We start from the raw sequence: 23360 nt of genomic DNA on the forward strand, positions 1-23360 counted from the left end.
TTTATACCACTTTGATACAAAAATCTGGACAGACAGTCGCGCAATACCCACACAAGATGCAATTTTCATTGGGTGTCGCTTGGCCATCGATGATTTCGATTCCATTTTGTTTGCATCGTCTAACGCAATTCCCGCATCCTATGCAGTAATCGTCAACTATTAACTTTCTTTCTTTTTTATCGATACTCTCTTTGGCAGATAGATTTTCTTTCCCTTGGAAAAATAAATGCGTATTATAATCGATTTCTTCCGTGGATTGCATTCCAATGGCTGTGGAATGCAAAAAATCTTGCTCCAAAACCCATTCCATGGCCTCTTTTTGATGAGAGATTAAATGCCCCCCACCTAAAGCTTTCATTGTGTAAATTCCTATTCCCTGCTCATGACGTCTTTTCAATGCTGACACCATATCTTCTCGCGTTCCGTCTTGAATTCCAATTCCTTTATAATTCAAAATCGGATGGATAATCTCAATTTCTTTGTATTTTTCACTTGCCTTTACACAATTTACAAAATGCGTAGAAATTCCCACACTTCGAATGTATCCTTTTTCTTTTAGTCGAAAAAGTTCTTCTAAGGCCTCGTAATGGCCTCTTAAAGTATGTTCACTTTCTTGTTCATGTAACAAAAAAATATCCAAATAATCTACAGATAATTCCTTCATTGCTTTTGCTACACTATCTTGGGCTGTTTTCACATCATAACTATAGGCTTTCGAAGCAATCGTATACTTATCTTTTGGAATATTCTTTATTCCTTCTTTAATGATGGAATAATTTTCATAAATTTCTGCCGTATCAATAAAATCAATACCCTTATCATAGGCATATTGAATCAACTTTGCTCCTTCTCTAACCGATAAATTCGCCTGAAACGAAGATAAAGTTAAAGACCCAAAACAAAGCTTTGAAACTTCAATGCCTGTATTTCCTAAACGTGCCATGAAAAACCTTTCTAGCGAAAAATAGAGATGGACCTACGCCCATCTCTACTATTTCTTTAAATAGTATTTTAACAATTCACCAAGTAACTCATCTCTGTCTAATTCTTGAATAGTAGATCTTGCATTATTATGGCTCGTTATATACGTGGGATCTCCGGATAGAATATAGCCAATAATTTGATCTACAGGATTGTATCCCTTTTCTGTTAAGGCATCGTATACCTTTGACAAATTGGATCGAATGTGTTCGCTTTCCAATAACTCTTTTTCAAAAACTTGGGTTTCGAATTTATTATTGTCCATATAATCTCCTCCATATAGAAGATTATACCACAAGAACTCCTACTTGGTAAGCATTAAATCAGATTCTTAAGAATTCCTTCTACCGCTTCTATCGCTTCGGATGCTTTTTCTGGATTTTTTCCACCTGCTGTAGCCATATCCGGACGGCCACCGCCGCCGCCACCAGCAATTTTAGCAACTTCTTTTACCACATCTCCTGCACGAACGCCTTTTTCAATGGCTGATTTAGGAGAAGCACATACAAAGTTTACTTTTTCTCCATTTACAGAAGACAATACAATTACGGCTTGTTCTTTTTCCCTTAAATCTTCTGCTAAATTGCGCATTTCATCTACAGCAACTCCGTTTAATTCGGCAGCAATAAAAGCAATTCCTTCTACTTCTTTTTTGCCTTCTTCCAATCCTTTGACTTGATCTTTTGCCAATTCAGATTGCAATTCTTGCAATGTATGTTGCAATTTTTTCTCTTCTTCCAATCGTTGAGAAATCTTTTCAACCAATTGGTTTGGATTGGCTTTTAATAAAGCAGAAGCTTCTCTTCTCTCTTCTAGGATTTCATTCATATATTTGTAAGCGCCCAAACCAGTAATGGTTTCTACTCTTCGAATTCCTGCTGCGATTCCTGATTCTGAAAGAATTTTGAACATACCAATTTGTGCCGTATTGTCTACATGGGTTCCACCGCAAAGCTCTTTTGAATAGTCCCCCATAGAAACCACGCGAACTTTTTCGCCGTATTTGTCTTCAAACAATCCTACCGCTCCTGCTTCTGTTGCTTCTTTCATGGTCATTTCATCTGTAGACACTGGTAGAGATTCGTAAATTTGTTCATTTACTTTTTGTTCAATTTCTCTTAACTGTTCTGGTTGAATGCTTTCAAAATGCGTAAAGTCGAAACGCATAAAATCCTCTCCAACCAAAGAACCTGCTTGGGATACATGTTCGCCTAAAACTTCTTTTAGGGCTTTGTGCAACAAGTGAGTTACAGAGTGATTTCTACGAATTTTTTCTCTGCGAGCTACATCCACTTTTGCTGTAACATTTTGCAATTTTGCCGTACCTTTTGTTACACGGCCAATGGAATAAATGGTACCTTCTTTGGTTCTTTGACAATCTTCCACTTGGATTTCAAAATCTTCCCCAATGATGGTTCCTTTATCTCCAACTTGTCCACCACTTTCTCCATAGAAAGGAGTTGGGTTTAAGACAAAAATAGCCTTTTCCTCTTCTTCAACCGATTCCACTCTTTCGTTGTTTAATAAAATTCCCACAATTTTTGTGTCTTTTACTTCGGTTGTTTCATATCCCTTGAAATCTATTTCGCCCAGATCTTCAAATACGTTGGTTTTATTGGTTCCTGTCCAGCCAATATTGTCAGAATCATCTCTTGCTTCTCTTGCACGAGTTCTTTGAGCGTCCATTTCCTTCTGGAAACCTTCCATATCCACTTGGAAATCTCTCTCTTCCAAAATTTCAGAAGTTAAATCCACAGGGAATCCATAGGTATCATATAATTTGAACGCTTCTTCGCCGTCCAACATTTTTTTGCCTTCTTTTTCCAAGGAATCCATCGCTGCTGTCAAGCGTTCCATTCCTGTTTCTAAAGTTTTTAAGAAGCGTTCTTCCTCTTTCAAGATTACATTTTGAATCATGGAACGATTTTCTTCTAATTCTTTGTATTCTACCTTCCAAGAATCAATTACTTTGTTGGCTAATTCATATAAGAATGCTTCTTTTAATCCCAACAAACGACCATGGCGAGCGGCACGACGAATCAAGCGACGCAATACATATCCACGTCCTTCGTTGGATGGAATAATGCTATCGCTAATCATAAAGGTCATGGCGCGAATATGGTCTGTAATAACACGAACGCTTTCGTCGCTTTTTGCTTTTTCTCCATATTTATAATTGGCTTTTTCGCAAATTCCTTCCAAAAGATCATGAATCGCGTCAATTTCAAAGATATTGTTTGTATCTTGAAGAACAGTAGCAATACGCTCCAATCCCATTCCCGTATCGATATTTGGGTTGGACAATGGATTGTAATTTCCTTCTTCATCTTTATCAAATTGTGTAAACACAAGGTTCCAAACTTCCAAGAAACGATCGCAATCGCAACCTGGTTTACAGTCTGGGTCGTCGCATCCAAATTCTTTTCCACGATCAATATAAATTTCAGAACAAGGGCCAGATGGTCCTACGGACAATTCCCAGAAGTTGTCTTCTTTTCCTAAGCGAACAATTCGGTTTTCTGGAACGCCAATCTCTTTGTTCCAAATTTCCCAGGCTTCATCGTCATCTAGATACACAGTAACCCATAGGTCTTCTGGATTGATTTCTAAATTTACTGTTAAAAATTCCCATGCAAAAGCAATGGCTTCTTTTTTGAAGTAATCTCCAAAAGAAAAATTTCCCAACATTTCAAAAAATGTCGCATGACGAGCGGTTTTACCTACATTTTCAATATCTCCTGTACGGATACATTTTTGGCAAGTACTCACTCGTTTAGACGGAGGAAGCGCTTCTCCTGTAAAGTATTTTTTCATTGGAGCCATTCCGGCGCCAATTAATAATAAGGATTTATCACTTTTGGGAACCAAAGAAAAACTTGGTAGAACCAAATGTTCTTTGCTCTCAAAATATTTTAAGTATTCGCTACGTATTTCATGTAAACCTAAACGTTTCATTTTGTCCCTCCGATTTTTACATAAGTATCTGAATAAAATTATAAATTAGCCCATCAACCTTGTCAATTTTTTGAATATAGAAAAGATAGGCCGATTCCGTCGACCTATCTCATTTTTCTAATTTCATCTTTACGTTGTCTGTTTTCGTCCATTTTCATAATAATAAAATCTTTTAATATTACCATTACAGAGAACAAAGGAACCGATAAAATCATTCCTAAAATACCAAAGGCCCCTCCGCCAATAACGATACACAATAACACAACGATGGGATGCAATCCCGTTCTTTTCCCAATAATTTTTGGTGCCAATAAATTGTTTCCGGCCCATTGAACAAACACAAACAATATAGTTACCCAAACAGCCTTTATTTTTGAGTCAATTACTGCAAACAAGAACGCTGGGACAAATCCTAAGAAAGGACCAATGTAAGGAATAATATCGGCAAACATAGTTATCGTTCCAATTACAATGGCAAAATCTACTCCTAGAATGAACAAAGCGATTGTAGTAAAGATACCTACAAATAAAGCAAGTAACATCTTCCCTTTAATAAACTCCATAAGAGCTGTATTGATTTTGCTCGCCAAATACATAATGTCAGATTTGTATTGTACGGGTAAATTTTTATACACTACTACCTTAATTCGATCTTTATCTACAGAAAAATAATAGGTGAAAATCAACACCAAGACAAAGGTAAGAACTTTTCCAAAAACAGAATAAATTCCCGAAGCAAAGGAACGAATCTTTTCTGCCATTTCTGTTTGGAAAGATTCTACATAGGTTCTAAATTGTTGTTCCAAGCCAGAAATTAAAACCTGTAAATCCAAGTTTGTATTCTCTTGTATTTTCAAAGTATTGCTTTGGAACCAATCGGAAACCCTTGCCGCAATATCTGGTAAACTTGTAAATAAATTTCGCAGTTCTGCTGTCGTTCTTGGCAAAACAACAATAATCAAAATAGCAAAAATTAATACAATTCCCACATACACGATGAGTACACCGAAACGTCTGGGAATGGATTTATTTTGTAGAAAATTTACAAGGGGATTGATTACATAAGCTACTACAATAGAGGCGATCAAAGCACCTAGAGTACTGCCTAAAATTGGATACTTGGTAAATATCCAACGGAGTACAAAAAATAGCAGAATTAAACCAATTCCTTTTGTAATGATTTTCAAGTCTATGTTGATTCTTCGATTTTTCTCAATGTACAAATTCCCAATGTTCACTAAATAATAGATTCCTAAAACAATGAGAATAATCATGAGAAATGCACGAATGAAAACCAGATAATCTGGCGTTAATAAATTCGTGATACTTTCAAATTGATTCATATCAACCTCTTTACATATCTGCTAAAGTCATTGAATCCAAAACTTCATCTACCCCAGATTGAATACGGTCCAAAATATGTTTTGTTGAACATACTTCTTCTCTAGAACAATTGATTTCATCCTCGCCAGTGCGGCAAGAAAAAGACATATCACCTTCTAAAGCATTAATTATTTCTCCCAGAGCAATTTCTGATGGTTCTCGAGTCAATTGATATCCACCTTGAGCTCCTCTAGAACTTTTTACCAACCCTGTCTTCTTCAAACGAGAAAATAATTGTTCCAAATAGGCCACACTTAATTTTTCTTCTTCTGCAATAGAATTTATTGATATTGGACCTTTTCCGTAATTCAACGCCAATCTATGCATGGCCATTAATCCATAACGACCTCTTGTAGACAATTTCATGACATCACACTCCTATATCCAAGTAATTCGCTATACATTCTATATTACTTGATAGGAGTGCCTATGTCAATCTCACCACATCCCTTATTTTACAACGATGTTATAAATTTTTTCAGGAACATAGATTTCTTTTACAATGTTCTTATTTTCTACATTATGAGCAAAATTTTCGTCTTCATGAACCAATTTCTTCACTTCTTCTTGATCCAAACCGCGAGGAATTACTACTTTGAAACGTACTTTTCCATTAAATTGTACTGGAACTTCGATGGTATCTTCAATGGTTTTTGCCTCGTCATAAGTTGGCCAAGTTTGTTCGTGTAAATAGCCACCCAACTCGTTCATTTCCCAAAGCTCTTCTGTAATGTGAGGAGCTACTGGATTTAACAACATCAAATACGTTCTGAAATCTTCTTTGGTAATTTGATCTCTATGACTCATTTCATTTTGCAATGTCATAAGTTGAGCAATACCTGTGTTGGCTTTTAGATTTTCATAATCGTAGCTTACTTTTTTAATGGTTTGATGGATCAATGTTTCTAAATCCTTAGAATATTCATCCCCTTCTACTACTTTTTCAGAAAGGTTCCAAACTCTTTCTAAGAAACGGCGACAACCTCTTACACTGCTGTCAGACCATGGAACGGATTTTTCAAAGTCACCAATAAACATTTCATACGTTCTTAAAGTATCTCCACCATAATCGCGAACGATATCATCTGGATTGATTACATTTCCGCGGCTCTTACTCATTTTCGCTCCGTTTTCTCCCAAAATCATACCGTGACTTGTACGTTTTTGGTAGGGCTCTTTGGTTGGAACTACGCCAATATCATATAAGAATTTGTGCCAGAAGCGAGAATATAACAAGTGAAGTGTAGTATGTTCCATCCCGCCATTGTACCAATCTACTGGCATGAAATAATCCAACGCCTCTTTCGATGCTAAGGCTTCGTCATTATGTGGATCAATATAGCGCAAGAAATACCAACTAGACCCTGCCCATTGTGGCATTGTATCGGTTTCACGTTTTGCTGGTTTTCCACATTTTGGACAAGTTGTATCTGTCCATTCACTTAAATTCGCTAAAGGACTTTGTCCGTCGTCTGTTGTTTCGTAATTTTCTACTTTTGGCAATTCCAAAGGCAAATCTTTTTCGTCCAATGGAACCGCGCCACAATCGTCACAGTGAACAATTGGAATTGGTTCTCCCCAGTATCTTTGACGGGAGAATACCCAGTCTCTTAATTTGTAATTTACTTTTTCGAATCCGATTCCTTTTTCTTCTAACCATTGAATCATTTTTGCCTTAGCATCTGCTACAGACATGCCGTTAATAAAACCAGAATTAATCACAACGCCTTCTTCTGTATCTGTGTAGGCTCCTTCATCAATGTTTCCGCCTTCAATTACAGGAACGATTGGTAAATTAAATTCTTTTGCAAATTCCCAGTCTCTTTGGTCATGACCTGGTACAGACATAATGGCTCCGGTTCCATAAGTCATCAATACATAATCAGAGATCCAAACAGGGATTTCTTCTTCTGTTGCCGGATTGATTGCATAAATTCCTTCCAAAGGTACGCCGGTTTTATCTTTTACCAATTCTGTACGTTCAAAATCAGATTTTTTTTCTACCTCTTCCAAATAAGCTTCTACATCATCGTAGTTTTTAATTTGATCCTTGTAGTTTTTAACAATAGGATGTTCTGGAGCCACAACCATATAAGTCGCGCCAAATAATGTGTCTGGACGTGTTGTAAATACAGTTAATTTTTCATTGATTCTTGGCAATTGGAATTCAATTTGTGCCCCTACACTTTTTCCAATCCAGTTTCTTTGTTGAATCTTAACGGGCTCAATATAATCCAAATCATCCAAATCGTTCAATAAGCGTTCTGCATATTCTGTGATTTTAAGCATCCATTGGCTTCTTACTTTGTGTACTACAGGCGTTCCACAACGTTCGCAAGAACCTTGAACCACTTCTTCATTGGCCAATCCTACTTTACAAGAAGGACACCAGTTAATTGGCATCTCTGCTTTGTAGGCCAACCCTTTTTTGAACAATTGTAAGAAAATCCATTGTGTCCATTTGTAATATTTTGGATCGGTTGTATTGATTTCTCGTGACCAGTCAAAGCTAAAACCTAAGCTCTTCAATTGTTTTTTGAAGTTAGCAATATTTTTTTCTGTTACTGTAGCTGGATGAATTTTGTTTTTAATGGCATAGTTTTCTGTTGGAAGACCAAAAGCATCCCACCCCATATTAAACAATACATTTTCTCCTTCGTAGCGTCTTTTTCTAGCCACAATATCTAACATTGTGTAAGGACGTGGATGCCCTACATGCAATCCCTCTCCAGAAGGATAAGGAAATTCTACCAATGGATAGAATTTTTTCTTCGAAGGGTCCAGCTCTGTTTTATATGTCTCATTGGCATCCCAAAAATCTTGCCATTTTTTCTCTAATTGATTTGGATTGTACATTTTCAAAATGATTCCTCCTTAAAATTCTGCACTCCCTACCGTTCTTGGGAATGGGATTACGTCACGGATATTGCTCATACCAGTAATGTACATTACTGCTCTTTCAAATCCAAGACCAAAACCTGCATGATCTACACTACCGTAACGACGAAGATCTAAATACCATGAATACTCTTCTGGGCTCAAGCCAAAGTCAATCATTTTTTGTTCCAATACTTCTGGACGCTCTTCCCTTTGAGAACCCCCCACGATTTCTCCAATTCCTGGCACCAATAAGTCCATGGCAGCAACGGTTTTATTATCTTCATTCATTCTCATATAGAAAGCTTTAATTTCTTTTGGATAATCGGTAATGAATACCGGTTTTTTATAAACTTTCTCTGTAATATAGCGTTCATGTTCGGTTTGCAAATCAATACCCCATTTTACTGGATATGAAAACTCTTCTTTGCTTTCCAATAAAATATCAATCGCTTTTGTATAGGAAATGCGTTCAAAATCAGAGTCTACTACGTTTTGCAATCGATCCAATAATCCTTTATCAATAAAGGAATTGAAAAATTGCATTTCTTCTGGAGCATTTTCCAACACGTAAGAAATTACATATTTTAACATATCTTCTGCAACATCCATGTTTTTATGAATATCTGCAAAGGCCATCTCTGGTTCAATCATCCAAAACTCTGCTGCGTGACGAGCTGTGTTGGAATTTTCTGCACGGAATGTTGGCCCAAAAGTATATACGTTACGGAAAGCCAATGCATAGGCTTCGGCTTGCAATTGACCACTTACTGTCAAGTTGGCAGATTTTCCAAAGAAATCTTGAGAGAAATCGACCCCTTCTTCTCCCTTTGGTACATCATTTAAGTCCAAAGTGGTAACGTGGAACATTTCTCCGGCGCCCTCTGCATCAGAGGCGGTAATAATTGGTGTATTTACATAGACAAAATTTCTCTCTTGGAAAAATTTATGAATCGCAAAGGCAGTTAAACTACGCACTCTAAAAACCGCTTGGTAAGTGTTTGTTCTTGGGCGTAAGTGTGCTTTGGTTCGAAGGTATTCAAAGGTGTGTCTTTTCTTTTGAAGAGGATAATCTGCTGCAGATAAATGCAAAGGAGTGATTGATTTTGCATGAATTTCAATTGGTTGTTTCGCTCCTGGGCTTTCTACTACTTTCCCTTCTATACGTAAAGAGCTATAAATAGGGTATTTCCCTATTTCTTTGAAATTTTCGATATCAGACTCATATACAATTTGGATTGGTCTAAATCCGCTGCCGTCTCCTAGCTCAATAAATCCAAAATTTTTGGATTCTCTAGAGGTCTTAATCCATCCTTCTACGATAATCTCTTTGTCTATTAAATCTTTGTATTGTGAAAAAATTTCTTTAATCTCCACGATTTTCCTCCTTCAAATTTTTTATATGACTTAAATATTGCTCCATGTTTTTCTCATATCCCCTTTGAACTGGTTTATAGTAAGTCTTTTCTTCCATATCCAAAGGAAAATACCTTTGTGTTACAAACCCTTCAGGATAACTATGAGGATATTTATAAGGCAACTCTTCTCCTGGAAGAGGCTGATGTTTATCTCTTAAATAGGCTGGAATTTCTTCTCCTATCCCTTTTTTCACATCTCCTAAAGCCTCGTTAATCCCTACATAACTTCGATTGGATTTTGGGGCTGAAGCTAAGTATGTGGTTGCTTGGGCTAAGGGAATTCTTCCCTCTGGCATCCCTACAATTCGCACCGCTTCAAAAGCAGCGATTGCTAAAGGCAAGGCATGAGGGTCCGCGTTCGATATATCTTCCGAAGCCGAAATAATCAATCTTCTTCCAATATATTCTGGCGCCTCTCCAGACTGAATCATCTTTGCCAAATAATAAAGAGCTGCATCTGGGTCTGACCCACGAATGCTCTTAATAAAAGCTGAAATGGTATCATAATGCGCGTTTCCATCTCGATCGTAACGGAAGGAACGAGTCATCATACTATTTTCCAAATCTTCTGGAGTAATGACAATTTCTCCTTCTTTTCCGATTGGACTACTAAGAACCGCTATTTCCAACCCATTATACAAGCTCCTACCATCTCCGTTGGAAAGACGAATGAGTTGTTCTTTGCTTCCCTCTTCCAGTCGAATTTTTTTCTTTCCATATCCACGTTCTCCATCGGATAAAGCCAAATCAATCATCTTCTCCAAGTCTTTTTCTTCTAAAGGATGTAAATCCAACACCTGAAGGCGAGATAAAAGTGCTTTATTCACGTAAAAATAGGGATTTTCTGTCGTTGCTCCCATTAAGAGAATTTGCCCCTTTTCAATATAGGGCAAAAGAACGTCTTGTTGCGATTTATTAAAACGATGAATCTCGTCTAAAAATAAAATGGTCTGCGTCCCTTTCATCTTTAGCCGTTCAATGGCCCCATGTAAAACTTCCCTTAATTCTTTTACATTGCTTGTTACAGCACTCAGTCGAACAAAAGCCTTTCCACTTTCTTTTGCCATAATTTCAGCAAGACTTGTCTTCCCGATTCCTGGTGGCCCATAAAACAACAAGGAAGGAAAATGTCCTCCCTTAAGAAGACGGTTCAGGTATTTTCCTTCTCCTACAATATGATCTTGTCCAACAAATTCATCCAAATTTCTAGGACGCATCCTTTGTGCTAAAGGAGCTTTTTTGGATAAATCCTGTTCCATCTTCATCTCAAATAAGTCCAATTTATCCCTCGTAAACTTCTTTCTCAACGTATTCAGAAGTGCATAGACTCAAAATGGCTGCATAGTTTACACCAAAATCAATGACATCTCCTACTTTGCACTCCCAGGAAGCATCGGTTACATCCAAAATAGTATGGTCGCTAGATCCGCCTAAGACGATAATTCCAGAATCTTTTGGAACGATTTTTTCATTGTCAACGTCTTGTTTTCCAACAGCAATAATGGCTCTTTTTCGAACGCCACGATCTACAAATGTTGGTTTGTTTCCAAATGCGTCTACGCCCAATTCATCGGCTGTAGGAACCGATGGTTTTTCTTTTAGTTCAATAATTTGTGCTTGGAAAGTCCATGCGTCAGTATATAAGCCTTCCACATCTTCTCCATAAGAAGATTCTGTTCCCAATACCAAACACTCGCCCAAACGCAGGTTATTGATTCCTGGTAATTCATCCTTTCCTAGCATATATACAGAAGAAGAATTTCCTCCAGATACAATTTTCAAGTCGTAATCGAATTTGTCTTTTACCCCTTGGCGGTAATCATCCAAACGTTTCAAAATTTCTGGTTTTGGAATGACAGCTCCATAGCAAGTTAAGTTAACACCAACGCCATGTAGTTCTAAGTTTTCCATGCTCAATACAGCTTCTACTGCTTCATAGAAATCTTCTTCTTGGAAGAATCCTTCCCGTAAATCTCCCAAATCCACCATTAAAATTACTTTGTGTTTTTTTCCTTTTGCTGCTTCATTTAAGGCTTTTAAGGTTTCTATTTCACTGTTTAAGCTAATGTCTGCATATTTTACAACGTCATCTACTTCTGAAAGCATAGGAATGCGTAGCAGCATTTTAGGAACGCTGAAATCTGCTAATTTTTCTAAATTTTGGATACGAGAATCTGCCAAAAAATCGGCTCCACCATCTACAAATCCTTGGGCAATTTCTTTGTTTCCACAAAAAACTTTGGTTACGGCCGCCATGGTTTCCATGCCATTTCCCGTAATTCTGTCTTTCATCGTCTTTGTATTGTGCTTGATTTTATTAATATCTACTCTTAATTTTGGATAACTCATATCTACTCCTTTTTATCTCTTACCAATTCTTCCAGTTCCCTCATAAAGCTTTCTACATCACGAAATTGACGATACACAGAAGCAAAACGAACATAAGCCACCTCATCCACATCTTTTAGGCGAGCCATAATCATTTCACCAATTTCTTCCGAAGTCGTTTCTCTAACCATTTTATTTCGCAGAGCTTTTTCTATATCGTCTACAATTTCTTCCATTTGCTGCAAGGAAACGGGGCGTTTTTCACAAGATTTAATCAGCCCGTTGAGAATCTTATTGCGATCAAAAACCTGGCTTCCGCCACTTTTTTTCTTTACCATTAAAGGCAAATCTTCTACTCTTTCATAAGTCGTAAACCTTTGATTGCATCTTATACATTCTCTCCTACGACGAATGGAGGCCCCTTCATCTGTAGGTCTTGAGTCCAATACTTTCGATTCCAAATAATCACAATATGGACAACGCATGCTTTTTCCACCTCCATATATGAAAAGGACGTATCCTGCAGGATACGTCTCTATATTGGCTATCTTAACCTGCGAAGAAAGTCAGGAATCTTTAATTCATCATCATTTGCTTCGCGACTTCTTGAAGGTTTTTCCTCTTTGTTTAGTTCGTCCCCGAATGATTTTGGTTTAGATGGCTTGGCTTTTGTATCTTCGTATTCATCAAATTCTGTTGCAATAACAGTAATTTTAACACTGTCTTTCAAAGATTCGTCAATGCCTGCACCAAAGATAATATTTGCATCTTCATCTACTGCTGAGCGAATATAATCCGCTGCTTCATTCACTTCAAAAATTCCTAAGTCATTACCTGATGTAATATTTAACAATACGGATTTTGCTCCTTGAATCGAAGTTTCTAGTAATGGACTTTGAACTGCCATGCGAGCCGCTTCTGTTGCACGATCATCTCCATTGGCAAATCCAATACCCATATGAGCAATTCCTTTATCATACATAATTGTCTTTACATCCGCAAAATCAAGGTTGATTAAATTTGGAACACTAATTAAATCAGAAATCCCTTGAATCCCTTGTTTCAAAATTTCATCTGCCATATCAAAAGCTTGGCTAAAAGTAGTTTTCTTATCAGAAATATTGAACAAGCGGTCGTTTGGAATAATAACTAACGTATCAACTTTTTCTTTTAAAGCTTGAATTCCTTTTTCAGCTTGTTTCATTCTTTTTGCGCCTTCAAAAGTAAATGGGCGAGTTACTACCCCTACTGTAAGAGCGCCTAGTTCTTTTGCAATATCCGCAATAATTGGAGCAGCACCTGTACCTGTACCGCCACCCATACCAGCAGTAATAAATACCATATCCGCGCCACTTAATGACTCGCGAATTTCATCCAAACTTTCCTCTGCAGATTGTTCTCCAATTTCTGGATTTGCACCTGCACCAAGACCTCTAGTGATCTTTTCTCCAATTTGAACTTTATTTTCTGCCAACGAGTTTTTTAATGCTTGGCGATCCGTATTAAAAGCGATGAAATCTACTCCTCTAACACCTGCATCAATCATACGATTTACTGCATTGTTTCCGCCGCCGCCTACTCCGGCCACTTTGATCTTTGCAAATTCTTCGTGGTCCATATCAAAATCCAACATATACATCCTCCTAATTCGTGCGCCATAATGGCCATGATATTTATCTGCTTAATTATATATACATCTATTTTATAAACAAATTAAGCTTCCGTCAACTCTATGAGAAAAAACAATGAAAAAAAACCTCGTTTTCTATTGATTTCTCTCTTCTTCCTCATCGTTTGCCGTAGTTTCTTTTTGATTTTCTTGCTTGTTTTGTTCTTGATTTTTCCCGTTTTCTTCCAGAACGTTCTTATTTTCTTCGGATTGGTTTTCCGTCTTTTCTTTCCGGTTTTCTTCTGTTCCTATTTGATCTTCAAATTCATCCAAATCATGGTTTCGTTCTCCTCGAATGGCCACAGGATTTTCCGACTGATCCATCAAAATCGTATGGAAAGATTCATCCGATTTACGAATCTCATTATAGATTTTCTCTAATTGTTCCAGTTTATACTGGCTATTTTGGAAGGAACGGAACACGATTCGCAAATCATCTTTGGTCATAATTTGAACGCCTTGTTCCATAATTCGTATGGTGTTGATTTCCTTGTGCATTTTCGATCCAACCAAGTTATGGAAAAACTCTTTTCGATTTTTATTTTTGCTATCTTGAAAGAGATTTTCCCCTACTTTTATCCCTTCTCCTCTAAGACCTTCTATCGTAGGAACACTGGATAAAAAGCTCTTGGTTTGGGATATAATCTCCAAATCTTCATTGATTAAAGAATAGCCATTTTTATTGGATACTTGAAATACAGGAATTTCTTCTACTAGATGAATTTTTGCCTTTTGAGGAAAACCGTAAGAAATTTTGGCCGATTCCACAAAAGGAATTTGAACCATTTGTTTCTCTATTTTTCCTTTTCCAGAAAAGAAATAATTCTTATTCATCATCTCTTCAGCGATTCGATCAATCTCTCCTTGAGAAGCGTTAATGTTTCCTTCTACTTCTATATGTTTTATTGTAAATAGCTTTACCAATCCCATACCAATTACAAAAAGAAACAAGAGAACCCCTATAAAAAGAGCCAATCTTCGGTAGAAGAAAACTTTCTTTCTTCTCCGTCTTTTTTGGGCATTCATTTGGCTATCCTCAAAATTTCGTCTGCAATCTTTTCTGCCGCATCCAAATGGCTTAATGATTTCGACGCTTTTGCCATAGAGATGGATTTTTCTTTATCCAGCAAAATACTTTGGATGGCCCCCAACAATTTCAGTCCATTGATATTTTCTTCCTCAATCACAAACGCGGCTCCTGCTGCTTCATAAGATTTTGCATTGTGCCACTGATGGTTTCCAGCTGTATAGGCCTTCGGAATCAAAATGGAAGGCTTTGCCATTGCACTAATTTCTGCTAAGGTCATGGCAGAAGAAGAGGCCACCACCAGAGAAGATACACAAAGCCAATCTGGAATTTCGTGGGAGTAATCTAGAATTTTATAGCTTTCTTTATCATATTCTTCTGGCACTTTGCTCATAAAATCTTCATAATGTGCTTTTCCGGTAATATGAACCAATTGGAAAGAAAGGGTCGGAGAATCTTCCATCATCTCCAAAATCGCTTCGTTGGTAGACTCTTGTCCCCCACTGCCTCCTAAAGAAAGAACGATAGGCTTTTCGTGAGGCATTTTTAATTTTCCTAGGGATTCTTCCCTATCCATGGATTGGAAATCTTTTCGAATGGGGTTTCCCGTTTGAATCATATTTCGATCTTCTGGAAAATATTTTTTTGCCTCTTCAAAAGACAAGGCGATACTATCTACATTTTTCGCAATCAAACGATTGGCTTTTCCAGGATAAGCGTTTTGTTCTTGAATCATTGTAGGAATATGGGATCTTTGTGCTCTAAGCAAAATCGGTGCACAAACGTAGCCTCCCGTTCCAACAACTACATTGGCTGGAAAATTTTTCAAAATTTTTCCAGCATCCCCTAACCCTTTTATTAACTCATAAATGGAAAGGAAAGAATCTTTGTTTATTTTTTTTCTTGGAAGACCTTTTACTCGTAAACTGGCAAACTCTAAACCATTTCTCTTCGCCAATTCCTCTTCCAGACTGTTTTTCTTTCCTACATATAAAATTTCTATCTCTGGATCTCTTGATTGCAATTCCTTTGCAATGGCGATGGCTGGGTAAATATGCCCTCCCGTTCCTCCACCAGATACGATTACTTTCAAACTAATTCCTCCTAGCCAAATCTAATAATACACCACTCATGCCCATTACCAATACTAAGGCGGTTCCACCATAGGATATGTAGGGCAATGTAATTCCTGTTACTGGCAAAATTCCACTAGCAACTCCCATATTAAAGAATGCTTGTACTCCAATGGAAGTTACAATTCCTGTTACCAAAACTTTATCATAAAAATTTTGTTTCCGGTAGGCTACCAATAGTCCACAAGTTACAAAAACGATAAACAATAACACAACAAAAGAAGTTCCTAAAAATCCAAATTCTTCCCCTAAGATAGCAAAAATAAAGTCGTTGTAAGATTCCGGCACATAGCTATATTTTTGTCTAGATTGAAAATATCCCACTCCAGTAATAGATCCCATTCCCAAGGCATATAAGGAATTGGCCAACTGCCAGTCTGTATCCGCTATGTCGTCAAAAGGATCTCGAAAACTCATTAAGCGCTCCATACGATAAGCGAAAGCTTTAATCATAAAGAAGAATCCTGCCGCTCCCAAGCCTCCCATTGTAATCAATTCGGTTCCACTTATTCCCGCTACAAAAAACATGGATACTAAGGCAATTCCTATTACCGCTGCCGAAGAAAAATCTCTCAGGATAATGATCGCTACACTTGCAGCAATGACTCCAAGAATGATCCAAAAACCTTCTCTTTTCCCTCGACTCCTGTATATGGTTAATAAATTTGCCACATAAAATAAGGAAGTGTATTTCAAAATATCCGAAGGCATAAAGGAAAAACCGATGCCAGGAATTTCTAGCCAACGTGCGGATCCATTTACAGATTTTGCTAATCCAGTAAACAAAAGCAGACACATTGCCATAGAAACAATCCATAAAACAAAGCTAAGCTTTCGAATGGCGTTTTTCGGAAAAAGAAACCCTACCACTCCGGCAAAGAATCCAATTCCCAAGAAAACAAAATGTCGTTTGAGGAAATGGCTGCCTCCCAATCCTTCTTGAATCCCTTCCGACCAAGAACTAGAGGCCACCATAAATACACCAATCGTCAATAGGATAACGATAGACGCAAACAAGGTAATATAAACTTGTCGATTCCTATTCTTCTTCTCCATTTGACATCTTCTCTTTCCAAAATTGTTTTACAAGTTCCTTAAATTCTCTCCCTCGTTCTTCATAGTTCTTAAATTGATCCCATGAAGCACAAGCAGGAGACAATAAAATCGCTTCATTTTCTTTTGCCTCGACCAAGGCGTTTAATGTTGCATCTTTTAGAGAAGGAAAACGCTCGATATTTTTATACCCAAGTTCTTGGGCCGTTTCTTCAATGATCTCTGCTGTTTCTCCAAATAAGTACAATTTTTTTATTTTATTTTTCCCTGATTCTAATAGTTCGTGATAATCTGAACCCTTATTATATCCTCCAGCCAACAATAAAGTATCCCACTCCATGGCCTTTACAGCAACCATTGTAGAATCTGGGTTGGTTCCCTTTGAATCATTATAAGCTCGGACGCCATTATGCTCCCCAACAAATTCTATACGATGTTCCACTCCTCGAAAATTTTGGAATGTTTTTCGAATCGATTCTGGTTCCACACCCATTAATAGAGCCGCCAACAAGACTTCTAGCAGGTTTCGTACATTGTGATCCCCTACTACTCCTATTTCTTTTCGATTCATGAAAAAAGTAGGCTTTCCTTCTATATTATAAAAAAGTTCTCCCTCTGATTCATAGGCTCCATATTGTTGAACGGAATGCAAACTAACGACATAGGCTTCTTCTCGTTCTTCCCCTAACATAGCCAAATAAGGATCATCTACATTTAAGATTAAAGCATCTCCTTCTTTTTGATTGGCAAAAATCTTCTTTTTGCTTTCTTGATAATTTTCCAGACTTCCATGATGATCCAAATGGTCCTCTGTTACATTGGTCAAAATTGCTATTTTAGGAGCAAAAGTAGTTGTTGTTTCCAATTGAAAACTTGAACATTCTATGACCAAAATATCGTCCTTTTTGGCTTTTTGTGCCAATGGCAAAATTCCAATTCCAACATTCCCCCCCATATAAGAGGTTTTTCCCGCCTCTTGAAAAACTTCTTGCAATAGGCTCGTTATGGTTGTCTTCCCATTGGTCCCCGAAATCGCAATAATATTTTCGCATTCCGTAATACGGTAGGCCAATTCAATGTCAGATATGATTTCAATTCCTTTTTCTGCTATTTCTTTTACGAAAGGATGATTCAAAGGAATCCCCGGACTTTTAATCATATAATCTACATCTTCTCCAGAATAGATGGATACATATTCTGGCAAGTTCTCATAATTTTTTTCATTATCATCGTGTACGTAAATATCCGTTTTCAGCGGGTCGAATATTTCCATAGCACTTTTCCCTGTAGTTCCCAAACCACAGATTAATACTTTTGAATTCATATTCTCCCCCTTCTAAAATAAAATCCAATAGCTAATGGCACAAAGGATGATTTCAACAATTACAAACATCCGCACAATCTGCTTTTCTGTGTGTCCCTTTTGTTCAAAATGATGATGAATTGGACTCATTAAGAAAATCCTCTTTCCTCTTAATTTGAAAGAAGCCACTTGTAAAATAACAGACAAGGTTTCAATAAAATAGATTCCACCGGCCAAAGGCAAAATCAATGGCAAATTCAATAGAAAAGCTACTGCCACAACAGCGCCCCCTAAGGCCAAACTTCCTGTATCCCCCATAAAAACTTGAGCTGGATATTTATTGTAATGATAAAATCCGATTAAAGCACCTGCCAAAATCACACAAAATAGCGCCACTTCGTTTCGGTCCATTTTGTAGGATACAAGGGCAAAGAACAGCATAACTACAATGGTTACTGAGCTCGATAGGCCATCCAATCCATCGGTTAAATTTACAGAATTTACCGTTCCGACTACAACAAATACTACAAAGGGAATCAATAGAATCCCCAAATGCAAAAGTCGATCCGTTCCTGGAAGCAAAATGCCCGTACTTAACGATTCGGAACTAGAAATCATAAAAATTACCAAAATAGAGATGGCGATTTGAGCCAACAATTTTTGCCATGCTCTAAATCCTAGATTTCTTTTGTTTATAACCTTTATATAGTCGTCAATAAAACCCACTAGAGCATATCCATATAAACTGATGCAAAGAATGGCTGTTTGATAATTAAAATTCTTTGCTAACAACAGCCCCACAGGCAAAGCAGCCAAAAACATAATTCCGCCGATGGTTGGGGTTCCTGCTTTTGATAGATGAGATTGTGGTCCTTCTTCTCGAATGCTTTGTCCTGCTTTTAATCTTCTCAACATAGGGATAAACCAATGGCCAAATATTAAGCTAGCAATGCAGCCAATTAAAAAACCTATCCCCATTCGAAATAATATATTCATACGATATACTCCTATTCGTTCGTCTTCTCTTCATTTTTTGAATTATTCTCCTCTTTTTCCTTCTCAGACAAAGGAGGAGATAATTTTATACGGATTCGGGTTGCTTTTTCTACTACTTCTCCTCCTTGAGGAGATTGTTCCACAACAACCCCTTCTCCTTCCATTTCATAAGAAAATTCAGAGTCTTTTAATATTTCTTCTACTTCTTTTGCCGTCTTTCCTGTTAATCTAGGAATTTTTTTCTTATTCGTATCGTTTGGATCCAAAGTTAATTCTACAATCGACCCAACCTCTACCTCTGTACCTGGTAAAGGAGATTGTTCCATAACAATTCCCAAGTCGCTAATTTGTCCTGAAGGGGCGTTGAATTTTAATCCCACCTCAGAAAGCTTTCGTCCTGCATCTTCCAAAAGCAAACTTTCTACATCCGGCACCAAAACTTTTTCTGTTTTTGTTGTATGAGATACAGAGGATTTAGGAACAGCTTCTTCTTTCAATGCAATTTCCATAATCTTAGAGGCAAGAGGAGCGGCTACAGTTGCTCCATAATAATCTCCCTCTGGTTCCTCTACAATTACTAAAACTGTAACTTCTGGATTTTCAACAGGTCCTACACAAACAAAAGAAGAAATATATTTATCTTCTTCGTATCCGCCAGCTTCGGAAACTTTATCCGCTGTACCCGTTTTTCCCCCAATACGATAACCATCTACGGCCCCTAATGTCCCAGTTCCTTCTTCCACAACTTGTTCCATTAATTCACGCATAGTTTGAGAAGTTTTCTCTGAAATAACTTGGCGTTTTACCTTCGGTTCGTTTTCCCAAACAACATTTCCCGCTTTGTCCGTCCATTTCAAAACCATATGAGGTTCCATTAGTTTTCCTCCATTGGCAACAGCAGAAACGGCGGTAACCATCTGGATTGGAGTTACAGCAATCCCATGACCATAGGACATGGTTGCCAATCCTACATCGGAAATATTTTCTGGTGATTTTGGAACAATCCCTGATTCTTCTGAAGGCAAATCAATCCCCGTTGGTTCGCCAAAACCAAAACCTTCTATATATTTATAGAAACTTTCTTTTCCTAATTCTCTCGCAATATTTACAAAAGTAGTATTACAACTTTCTGCATAGCCCTTTGCCATAGTAATATCCCCATGGGGATTCGGAAGAGAAGTACAAGTAATGGTAATCCCTTTTAGATCTCGAATATACCCTGTGCAATAATAATGCTTTTCTGGGTTGGTTGTATTTTCCTCTAAAGCGGCAGCAGCGGTAATGGTCTTAAAAGTTGAGCCCGGCTCATACAAATCGCTTACAGAAAAATTTCTCCAATTTTCATACCAAATATCTTGCTTTTGCTCTTGGGAAAGTTTATCCCATGTTTGTTTTTGGGCCTCATTTTGCGGAGACCTAGGGGCATTCAAATTGTATTCTTCTGAAGAACCCATGGCTAAGATTTCGCCGGTTTTTGTATTTTGCACAATAGCCGAAACCCTCTTTGCCTTATGTTGTTCCTTCGCCTTGTCCAAAATTTCTTCCATGGATTTTTGAACCGATTCTGAAATGGTCAGTGTTGCATTTAAGCCTTCTGTTGGACTCGATCCTACTGTATCTACCCCTGGCATCGGATTGTTATAAATGTCCGAAAAAACGATGGATTTCCCAGCAATCCCACGGAAAGTGTCATTGTAATATTTTTCAATACCATACAATCCATCTCCATCTCGGTTGGTAAAGCCAATAATATGAGAGGCCAATCGCCCATTTGGATAACTTCTACTTTCGTAATCTTCTATGGCGATTCCCTTTACATTCATTGCTTTTAGTTCCAAAGCTTTTGTCCGGTCAATAGAGCTCACCAAAACAGAAGTTCCCTCTTTTTCCAAAGCCTGGTTCATAATATCAGGTGAAATTTCCAAAAGAGGAACTACCTCTTCTTTTAATTTTTTTATAATCTTTTCTTTTTCCTCAGATTCTTGAACCGCACGATTATCCAATACAATCCGTGAACGACTCACATTGGACACCAATTTTTTTTGACCTCGATCAAAAATCAAACCACGATCCGAATGGGTTATTTTTCTTCTCGTCATTTGGGTTAGGGCCATTCTTGTTAAATCATCTGAAATTAAAACTTGTAAATAAAATAACCTTACAAGTAAACACAAAAAAAGCAACAAGGCAAAAACGAAGAGAAGTCGAATTTTCCCATTGGATGTATTTTTTCGTCCTCTGATTTTTCTACCACTTCTAACCTTTTTTTGACTCATTGTTGCTTTTCTTTTTTTATTTGAACTTGAATATCGCTCTTGCACTAGAGCCTCCTTTTACTCCCCAGTGAAAAATCTTAACACGGAAATAACGGGGCTTAAATAAACATTTTGATTAATATCGTTTTTTTCTGTCTTTTCATTTACTTCAATATATACCAATTGGCTTTCATCTGGATATACCATTCCCAATTGAAACTTTGCTTTATCCATTAAATCTTCTGAATTTTTTATTGTGTCCATTTCACTTAACAAAGCACGTTTTGTCTTATCCATTTCCTTCATACTTTTTTCTTGTTGAGCCAATGCATTGTCCAAGTGCCCAATATCACTGCGCAGAGAATAAGTCGCACCACCAATGCAGAGCAAAGCCACTGCTATAGCGAAAAAATAAATTCCCATTCCAGAAGAATTTCTTCCCCGATTGGATCTATATGTAGTTTTCTTTTTGAACTTATTCATTATACCACTCCTACACAATTTTTTCAGCAATTCTTAATTTTGCCGAATGGGCTCTGTTATTTTTTTCCAACTCTTCTTTTCCAGAAACAATGGGCTTTCTTGTAATAATTTCAATTTCTCTTTTTTTGTCACAGACACAAACGGGAAATTCTGGTGGACAAATACAATCTATGTACAGACTTTTGAATATATCCTTAACAATGCGATCTTCTAAAGAATGAAAAGTGATAATCGCCAATCGTCCTCCGGCTTCCAAAGCATCTACCATTTTAGGAATTGTATCTTCCAAAACTCCCAACTCATTGTTCACTTCAATACGCAAGGCCTGAAACGTTCTTTTGGCTGGATGAGGTCCATTCCGTCTCGCTTTCGATGGAATCGCTTTCTTTATAATCTCCACCAATTCAAAGGTGGTTTCAATTTCTTTTTCTTCTCTTTCCTTTACAATGAACTCTGCAATTCGACTGGCCCATTTTTCTTCCCCATATTCTTTGATTACTCGGTGGAGTTCCTTTTGAGAATAGGTATTTACAATTTTTTTCGCATCTAAATCGTTTCCTTGATCCATGCGCATATCCAAGGGAGCATCAAATCGGTAGCTAAATCCTCGTTCTGGTGTATCAAATTGGTGGGAAGAGACCCCAATATCCAGTAAAATTCCAGACACTTTTTCTACACCAAATTCTTCCAATACATCCTGTATATTGGCGTAATTGTTTTTGTAGATGGTAAAATTTTCTCCCACTTCTTTTAGGGTTTCTGTGGCCGAATCGATGGCATTTTGGTCTTGGTCAATCCCAATCAAATGTCCTTTGGGAATTCGCTTTAGGATTTCTTTACTATGACCGGCCCCTCCTAAGGTTCCATCTACGTAAATTCCATCTTCTTTTATATTTAATCCCTCTAACACTTCTTCCAGTAATACGGGAACATGTTCAAAATCCATAGACTCACCTAAATTCCTAACTCAAACATTCTCTCTGCAATTTGGTCATAACCTAAAGAATCGTCCTCATTATAATTGTCCCAAATTTCTTGAGACCATATTTCCAATCGAGTCCCTACTCCAATAATGACAGTGGGTTTTTCCAAGTGGGCATATTCCACTAAATTTTGTGGTACGCGAATTCTTCCTTGCTTATCAATCTCTCCTTCGGCTGCTCCAGAAAAAAAGTATCTTACGAAAGCACGGGCTTCACGGTTGGTCATCGGTAGTTCTTTTAATTTTGCTTCCATGGCTTTCCACTCTTCTTCTGGAAAAACGAAAATGCAATTGTCTAAGCCTTTTGTCATAACAAAACCAGACCCTAAATCTTCACGGAATTTCGCCGGCAAGATTAAGCGCCCCTTACTATCAATATTATGTCTAGCTTCTCCGAAAAACATTTTCCACCTCAAGCTACCACTTTCCACCACTTTCTACCACTTTGTATATATTTTACACCATTCTCACCCCATTTACCAATAAATCAGGCATTTTTTTTGGTTTTTTTGCAAAA

General features: G+C 37.5%; 20 protein-coding genes. All 20 read right to left on the reverse strand.

Annotated elements, in window-relative coordinates; genetic code table 11:
* Window position 1: 1 nt before the first annotated feature.
* Entirely contained in the window at window positions 2-943 is a 942-nt protein-coding gene (locus LQU94_RS03470; protein ID WP_230635298.1) for an aldo/keto reductase, read from the reverse strand.
* Between the two features lie 48 nt (window positions 944-991).
* Entirely contained in the window at window positions 992-1246 is a 255-nt protein-coding gene (locus LQU94_RS03475) for an IreB family regulatory phosphoprotein (RefSeq protein ID WP_230696285.1), read from the reverse strand.
* Between the two features lie 53 nt (window positions 1247-1299).
* Complete coding sequence (gene alaS, locus LQU94_RS03480) at window positions 1300-3936, reverse strand: alanine--tRNA ligase (RefSeq protein WP_230696286.1); 2637 nt, start codon at window positions 3934-3936, stop codon at window positions 1300-1302.
* 104 nt (window positions 3937-4040) lie between these two features.
* Complete coding sequence (locus tag LQU94_RS03485) at window positions 4041-5279, reverse strand: AI-2E family transporter (protein ID WP_230696287.1); 1239 nt, start codon at window positions 5277-5279, stop codon at window positions 4041-4043.
* Window positions 5280-5289: 10 nt separating this feature from the next.
* Window positions 5290-5685 (reverse strand): Rrf2 family transcriptional regulator, encoded by a 396-nt coding sequence (locus LQU94_RS03490; RefSeq protein ID WP_230696288.1) that lies wholly within the window; start codon window positions 5683-5685, stop codon window positions 5290-5292.
* An 84-nt stretch (window positions 5686-5769) separates the two neighbouring features.
* Window positions 5770-8181 carry a leucine--tRNA ligase gene (leuS, locus tag LQU94_RS03495; RefSeq protein WP_304622578.1) on the reverse strand — a complete coding sequence of 804 codons (2412 nt, stop codon included), beginning with the start codon at window positions 8179-8181 and terminating at the stop codon, window positions 5770-5772.
* Window positions 8182-8193: 12 nt separating this feature from the next.
* A complete protein-coding gene (gene asnS / locus LQU94_RS03500) occupies window positions 8194-9576 on the reverse strand; it encodes an asparagine--tRNA ligase (RefSeq protein ID WP_230696367.1) in 1383 nt (460 codons plus the stop codon).
* A complete protein-coding gene (locus LQU94_RS03505) occupies window positions 9563-10894 on the reverse strand; it encodes a replication-associated recombination protein A (RefSeq protein WP_230696289.1) in 1332 nt (443 codons plus the stop codon). Before LQU94_RS03505 ends, asnS begins: the two co-directional genes overlap by 14 nt.
* Before the next feature lies 1 nt (window position 10895).
* Window positions 10896-11963, reverse strand: coding sequence for an ornithine racemase Orr (orr, locus tag LQU94_RS03510; protein ID WP_230696290.1), 1068 nt, complete (start codon window positions 11961-11963; stop codon window positions 10896-10898).
* Between the two features lie 2 nt (window positions 11964-11965).
* On the reverse strand, window positions 11966-12427 hold the full coding sequence (gene nrdR / locus LQU94_RS03515) for a transcriptional regulator NrdR (RefSeq protein ID WP_230696291.1): 462 nt from the start codon (window positions 12425-12427) through the stop codon (window positions 11966-11968).
* A 59-nt stretch (window positions 12428-12486) separates the two neighbouring features.
* Entirely contained in the window at window positions 12487-13575 is a 1089-nt protein-coding gene (ftsZ, locus tag LQU94_RS03520; RefSeq protein ID WP_230696292.1) for a cell division protein FtsZ, read from the reverse strand.
* 132 nt (window positions 13576-13707) lie between these two features.
* On the reverse strand, window positions 13708-14637 hold the full coding sequence (locus LQU94_RS03525; protein WP_230696293.1) for a cell division protein FtsQ/DivIB: 930 nt from the start codon (window positions 14635-14637) through the stop codon (window positions 13708-13710).
* Complete coding sequence (murG, locus tag LQU94_RS03530; protein ID WP_230696294.1) at window positions 14634-15731, reverse strand: undecaprenyldiphospho-muramoylpentapeptide beta-N-acetylglucosaminyltransferase; 1098 nt, start codon at window positions 15729-15731, stop codon at window positions 14634-14636. The genes LQU94_RS03525 and murG overlap by 4 nt, the downstream gene beginning before the upstream one ends.
* Window position 15732: 1 nt before the next feature.
* Window positions 15733-16827, reverse strand: coding sequence for an FtsW/RodA/SpoVE family cell cycle protein (locus LQU94_RS03535; RefSeq protein ID WP_230696295.1), 1095 nt, complete (start codon window positions 16825-16827; stop codon window positions 15733-15735).
* Window positions 16811-18148, reverse strand: a complete 1338-nt coding sequence (murD, locus tag LQU94_RS03540; RefSeq protein WP_230696296.1) for a UDP-N-acetylmuramoyl-L-alanine--D-glutamate ligase — start codon at window positions 18146-18148, stop codon at window positions 16811-16813. The genes LQU94_RS03535 and murD overlap by 17 nt, the downstream gene beginning before the upstream one ends.
* A gap of 12 nt (window positions 18149-18160) precedes the next feature.
* Window positions 18161-19123: a phospho-N-acetylmuramoyl-pentapeptide-transferase gene (mraY, locus tag LQU94_RS03545; RefSeq protein ID WP_230696297.1), complete on the reverse strand. Its 963-nt coding sequence runs from the start codon at window positions 19121-19123 to the stop codon at window positions 18161-18163.
* 11 nt (window positions 19124-19134) lie between these two features.
* Window positions 19135-21444, reverse strand: a complete 2310-nt coding sequence (locus tag LQU94_RS03550; protein WP_230696298.1) for a penicillin-binding transpeptidase domain-containing protein — start codon at window positions 21442-21444, stop codon at window positions 19135-19137.
* Window positions 21445-21456: 12 nt separating this feature from the next.
* Entirely contained in the window at window positions 21457-21861 is a 405-nt protein-coding gene (locus LQU94_RS03555) for a septum formation initiator family protein (protein ID WP_230696299.1), read from the reverse strand.
* Window positions 21862-21871: 10 nt separating this feature from the next.
* Complete coding sequence (gene rsmH / locus LQU94_RS03560) at window positions 21872-22807, reverse strand: 16S rRNA (cytosine(1402)-N(4))-methyltransferase RsmH (RefSeq protein WP_230696300.1); 936 nt, start codon at window positions 22805-22807, stop codon at window positions 21872-21874.
* Between the two features lie 8 nt (window positions 22808-22815).
* Window positions 22816-23247: a division/cell wall cluster transcriptional repressor MraZ gene (gene mraZ / locus LQU94_RS03565; RefSeq protein ID WP_230696301.1), complete on the reverse strand. Its 432-nt coding sequence runs from the start codon at window positions 23245-23247 to the stop codon at window positions 22816-22818.
* Window positions 23248-23360: the final 113 nt, after the last annotated feature.

It is taken from the genome of Peptoniphilus sp. KCTC 25270 (assembly GCF_021012875.1).
Taxonomy (GTDB): domain Bacteria; phylum Bacillota; class Clostridia; order Tissierellales; family Peptoniphilaceae; genus JAJMZJ01.

Coding starts and splice junctions, on each gene's coding strand:
- alaS (WP_230696286.1), bottom strand. CDS start 3,936: ATGAAACGTTTAGGTTTACATGAAATACGTAGCGAATACTTAAAATAT.
- murD (WP_230696296.1), bottom strand. CDS start 18,148: ATGAATTCAAAAGTATTAATCTGTGGTTTGGGAACTACAGGGAAAAGT.
- rsmH (WP_230696300.1), bottom strand. CDS start 22,807: ATGGATTTTGAACATGTTCCCGTATTACTGGAAGAAGTGTTAGAGGGA.
- mraY (WP_230696297.1), bottom strand. CDS start 19,123: ATGAATATATTATTTCGAATGGGGATAGGTTTTTTAATTGGCTGCATT.
- nrdR (WP_230696291.1), bottom strand. CDS start 12,427: ATGCGTTGTCCATATTGTGATTATTTGGAATCGAAAGTATTGGACTCA.
- LQU94_RS03555 (WP_230696299.1), bottom strand. CDS start 21,861: ATGAATAAGTTCAAAAAGAAAACTACATATAGATCCAATCGGGGAAGA.
- LQU94_RS03475 (WP_230696285.1), bottom strand. CDS start 1,246: ATGGACAATAATAAATTCGAAACCCAAGTTTTTGAAAAAGAGTTATTG.
- LQU94_RS03490 (WP_230696288.1), bottom strand. CDS start 5,685: ATGAAATTGTCTACAAGAGGTCGTTATGGATTAATGGCCATGCATAGA.
- LQU94_RS03470 (WP_230635298.1), bottom strand. CDS start 943: ATGGCACGTTTAGGAAATACAGGCATTGAAGTTTCAAAGCTTTGTTTT.
- orr (WP_230696290.1), bottom strand. CDS start 11,963: ATGAGTTATCCAAAATTAAGAGTAGATATTAATAAAATCAAGCACAAT.
- LQU94_RS03535 (WP_230696295.1), bottom strand. CDS start 16,827: ATGGAGAAGAAGAATAGGAATCGACAAGTTTATATTACCTTGTTTGCG.
- mraZ (WP_230696301.1), bottom strand. CDS start 23,247: ATGTTTTTCGGAGAAGCTAGACATAATATTGATAGTAAGGGGCGCTTA.
- LQU94_RS03485 (WP_230696287.1), bottom strand. CDS start 5,279: ATGAATCAATTTGAAAGTATCACGAATTTATTAACGCCAGATTATCTG.
- ftsZ (WP_230696292.1), bottom strand. CDS start 13,575: ATGTTGGATTTTGATATGGACCACGAAGAATTTGCAAAGATCAAAGTG.
- LQU94_RS03525 (WP_230696293.1), bottom strand. CDS start 14,637: ATGAATGCCCAAAAAAGACGGAGAAGAAAGAAAGTTTTCTTCTACCGA.